This window comes from Paenibacillus sp. P2(2022), from assembly GCF_029522175.1.
Taxonomy (GTDB): Bacteria; Bacillota; Bacilli; order Paenibacillales; family Paenibacillaceae; genus Paenibacillus; species Paenibacillus polymyxa.
The window spans coordinates 1-609 of the sequence record NZ_JAKWFI010000040.1 but is presented as its reverse complement, the minus strand read 5'-3'; the positions used below and the strand labels follow the sequence as shown (position 1 = coordinate 609).

Genomic DNA, 609 nt, shown 5'->3' with positions numbered 1-609 from the left:
CCGAGGGGGCCGCAGTGAAAAGGCCCAAGCGACTGTTTAGCAAAAACACAGGTCTGTGCGAAGCCGCAAGGCGAAGTATACGGGCTGACGCCTGCCCGGTGCTGGAAGGTTAAGGGGAGTGGTAAGCTCGCAAGAGCGAAGCTATGAACCGAAGCCCCAGTAAACGGCGGCCGTAACTATAACGGTCCTAAGGTAGCGAAATTCCTTGTCAGGTAAATTCTGACCCGCACGAATGGCGTAACGACTTGGGCGCTGTCTCAACGAGAGATCCGGTGAAATTTTAATACCTGTGAAGATGCAGGTTACCCGCGACAAGACGGAAAGACCCCATGGAGCTTTACTGCAGCTTGATATTGAATTTGGGTACGATCTGTACAGGATAGGTGGGAGCCGTTGAATCTTGAGCGCCAGCTTGAGAGGAGGCATCCTTGGGATACCACCCTGATCGTATCTAGGTTCTAACTTGGTACCGTGATCCGGTACGAGGACAGTGTCAGGTGGGCAGTTTGACTGGGGCGGTCGCCTCCTAAAGAGTAACGGAGGCGCCCCAAGGTTCCCTCAGAATGGTTGGAAATCATTCGAAGAGTGCAAAGGCAGAAGGGAGCTTGA

Annotated in this window: 1 rRNA gene; it reads left to right on the top strand. The window is 53.5% G+C overall.

From position 1 onward, the window contains the following. Positions 1-609, top strand: a 23S ribosomal RNA gene (locus MMB75_RS26075); the annotation flags it as partial.